The 2,986-nt window shown below is 50.6% G+C and carries 7 protein-coding genes; 1 reads left to right on the forward strand and 6 read right to left on the reverse strand.

The features are described from left to right. Positions 1 to 26 precede the first annotated feature (26 nt). A complete protein-coding gene (locus BZK31_RS30735; protein ID WP_083186366.1) occupies positions 27 to 164 on the reverse strand; it encodes a toprim domain-containing protein in 138 nt (45 codons plus the stop codon). A gap of 83 nt (positions 165 to 247) precedes the next feature. Beyond that, positions 248 to 895, reverse strand: coding sequence for a CHC2 zinc finger domain-containing protein (locus tag BZK31_RS29610; RefSeq protein WP_157900813.1), 648 nt, complete (start codon positions 893 to 895; stop codon positions 248 to 250). 29 nt (positions 896 to 924) lie between these two features. On the opposite strand from BZK31_RS29610, the gene BZK31_RS27655 reads away from it, so the two are divergent. Beyond that, a complete protein-coding gene (locus BZK31_RS27655) occupies positions 925 to 1,479 on the forward strand; it encodes a helix-turn-helix domain-containing protein (RefSeq protein WP_208617245.1) in 555 nt (184 codons plus the stop codon). Between the two features lie 53 nt (positions 1,480 to 1,532). Here BZK31_RS27655 and BZK31_RS27660 read toward each other — a convergent pair whose 3' ends face one another. From BZK31_RS27660 to BZK31_RS27675, 4 genes are all read right to left on the reverse strand, one after another. Beyond that, the gene (locus tag BZK31_RS27660) at positions 1,533 to 1,880 is read right to left on the reverse strand and encodes an immunity 8 family protein (RefSeq protein WP_083186363.1); all 348 of its coding nucleotides are present in this window, start codon (positions 1,878 to 1,880) and stop codon (positions 1,533 to 1,535) included. An 8-nt stretch (positions 1,881 to 1,888) separates the two neighbouring features. Next, positions 1,889 to 2,215: a hypothetical protein gene (locus BZK31_RS27665; RefSeq protein WP_208617246.1), complete on the reverse strand. Its 327-nt coding sequence runs from the start codon at positions 2,213 to 2,215 to the stop codon at positions 1,889 to 1,891. Positions 2,216 to 2,331: 116 nt separating this feature from the next. Next, positions 2,332 to 2,652 carry a MafI2 family immunity protein gene (locus tag BZK31_RS27670; protein ID WP_083186365.1) on the reverse strand — a complete coding sequence of 107 codons (321 nt, stop codon included), beginning with the start codon at positions 2,650 to 2,652 and terminating at the stop codon, positions 2,332 to 2,334. A 1-nt stretch (position 2,653) separates the two neighbouring features. Beyond that, the coding region (locus BZK31_RS27675; protein WP_279628825.1) for a polymorphic toxin type 50 domain-containing protein at positions 2,654 to 2,986 on the reverse strand (333 nt) is incomplete at its 5' end.

Raw genomic sequence — 2,986 nt, forward strand, 5'->3', positions numbered from 1 at the left:
GGTGTTTTCAGCAAAATCAGCTCTCATCAGACTGGCAGCACGCGCATCCATTCGGCAGAGCGCAGTTCCTTGGACAGTTTCTCTGCCGCTGCGTCTCCCGCTGAGTCTCGATCAAAAGCAATGATGACCCGCTGGGTGCTGTGGTGTTTCAGCCTGCCAGTGATCTTGAGAAAAACCGCTCACGCCATAAGCGCTGATGACGTTGCGAAAACCCGCACACCAAAAGGTCATGGCGTCGATCAGCGATTCACAGAGAATAATTTCCAGACTGGCCAGCAACGCCGCTTCGTTCCAGACCCCGCGCAACGGCGTGGCCAAATACATATGCCGGGACTGGTTGGCCGGAATTTTGTTGTTCGGCTGCATCCGCCGTCCGTAAAGCTGCATCACTCGCCCTCCCTGCTCCGGCTGCGCGCCGTCCTCCAGACCCAGCACCGGCACGACCAGACAACCGTTCAAATGTTCGTGTCCGGTAGGGCGCCCCCAAGGCCTGCAATTGCTCACGCATCTGACGACCGGCCAAGGTATGCCCTGCGGGCAAGCGATACGTCAGGGTTTTATTGGCATAGCCGAGTTGAAAATGTTCGATCAGCTCGGGATGGTTCAGGCCGCGAGATTCCAGATAGGCCAGTGCTTCGGGGGATTGTTTGAAATTGGCGTGATAGAACTCAGCCACCGAACGTAGCAGCGCCGCGGCTTCAAGATCAGAAGAGCCAGCAGCTAAAGAAGGGAGGTGTCGAGCGTGGCTGCGTGTCACACCGACTTTTTCCGTGTTCTCCAGCGGCGCGTCGTTGCGCAGCAGCTGAACCGCGTGCGGCAACGACACGCCTTGAGTTTTCATCACCCAATCGATCACCGAACCTGCGGCCCCGCAGCCAAAGCAGTGACACCTCACGCTTGAGGCGTTCCAGTTCGGCTTCGGGGATGCGGGCCATCGGGTTTCTCCAAAAAGCTGTCAAGAGGGAAAAACAAAAACAACTCGACGGCAATATACCACCAATAGTAGTATTTACAACAAGCAGTGGTAAAACCTGGAGTACGTTAATGGCTGTCCTATTACAGATCTCGTCGACGACAGCCATGAGCATCACCAGCGAAGAACGTGATTTTTTCATTGCCCTGGGTGAGCGTATTGCCCGCCTGCGCAAAGAACACGGCATCACCCAAACCCAATTGGCTGAACGGCTGGGCGTGTCCCAGCAGACCATCCAAGCCTATGAGTCCGGCAAGCGGCGTATCCAGGTAGCGGCGCTGCCAGAACTGGCCCGACTGCTTTCGACCACACTTGAAGAGCTATTTGGTCAGCAGCAGGAAACCACTGTGCGTAAGCGTGGCCCGGCTCCGAAATGGCAACAGCAACTGGAAGCCATCGACCAGCTACCTAAGAGCCAACAGAAATTTGTTGCGCAGATGCTCGACGCCCTGATCGCTCAGGCCACGACCAAGGCGAGCAGCGAAGGAAGGGAGATTTTGCAGTAAGCAGATAAAACAACACCGGCGCATGGCCGGTGTTAAATAAATACCCCTATTGACTAGGCTTGGTAATCATCAAATTCCCAGGAAAATACCTTCCCTAGCTGTATCACGATAGTTTCCCAGCTGTCTCCCTCGCAGCCGCTCACATAATCATGAATCAACCCATTAATGGTCGAAGAATTATATTCTCGAACAATTAATAGGCCTCTCCCCCAACGAGCCTCCCATACTGTCTCTTCTAGCCACTTTGGAGTGCAGATGAAAAGCTCAAAATCATCTGCCCCTTGCGTGCAATCAAGCCCAATTCGAATACGAAGACTCAAAGAAAAATTGTCTACGCTCTCAGGGCAGTAAGTCTCAATATCAAAAACATCATTAGAAATACCTTTTATAACAGCACGCATCATTCCTCCTAATCAGCCACATTCAGATGGCCATTACTTACTTTTACGCGCTGACCTGTTACAGGGTTGATGTTGTACGTTTCAAAATTGGCCTGCACGCCTGTCGTTGCAAAAGATGAATCTTTAGGTGTTGGTGGCCTATATACGCGAGTACCGTCTGCGCTAATCAAACCAAGCCCATCACTTGTTTTTGTCGCACCATCTCCAACCCAGGCTTTACCCAACTGATTAGCTTCGGAAGATGTACCTTGACCTATAGAGAAGTTCGGATTTTTCGTTCCACTACCGTTCACAGCAGCAGCTAATCTTGAGTCCTGGGCCGCAATATTGCTCAAGTTTTCTTGTATCAGTTGATCCTTCAGCTTCGGATACAAGGCCGCATTTTCAGCGCCGGAGCTAGCAGTTGCCTCTTTTGCACCATCAAAACCTCAATAGCTTCCTTTAAGAAAACTCAACTATACTCTCGCCTAGAGTATATAAAACCACTAAGCGAATCTAACTCTCGCTTAGAGCCTTCCGCGCAAATGCATTCGATATCAATTCTACTGATAGCCTGTTTTTTCCCTCCCATTGCATCAAGATTTGTAGCTACAACCTCCAAACTTTCCAGATCAAACTCTGTAGGTTCACGATCAAGATAATATCGAATCAAAACCGAACCATTTTCATTGTATCCGACAGCAATAACTCTAATATCAGGGTAGATTTCGCCAAGGAGCGCAATCCGAAAACATGCGACGAGCCAATCGGGTAACTGTGCAGTAAATAGCATCTCAATTCCTCGCATCTGGAACAATGTGCGCACCATTTTTCCCATAGTGAATCTGCCCTCGGGTAACTGACTGGCCTGTGCGTCCGTCTACCCCAATTGGTCTTCCAAAATCCACAATTGGGTTACCACGAGCCCCAGCGCCAACAACAGGATATTTACCGCTGTGAACGCCTCCCAAAAGCTCCGTTGGGTCGACGCCATCGTTAAAATAACTACGCCCTTCCTCAAAATTATTGTGACCTTTGATATGTTTTCCTTGCTGCCCCATATGTATTTTGGTCGGAAGATCGTTGGGAACGGGAAGCTTACTTATCTCTTTTGCACCATCGCCCCC

The organism is Pseudomonas floridensis, assembly GCF_002087235.1.
GTDB lineage: Bacteria > Pseudomonadota > Gammaproteobacteria > Pseudomonadales > Pseudomonadaceae > Aquipseudomonas > Aquipseudomonas floridensis.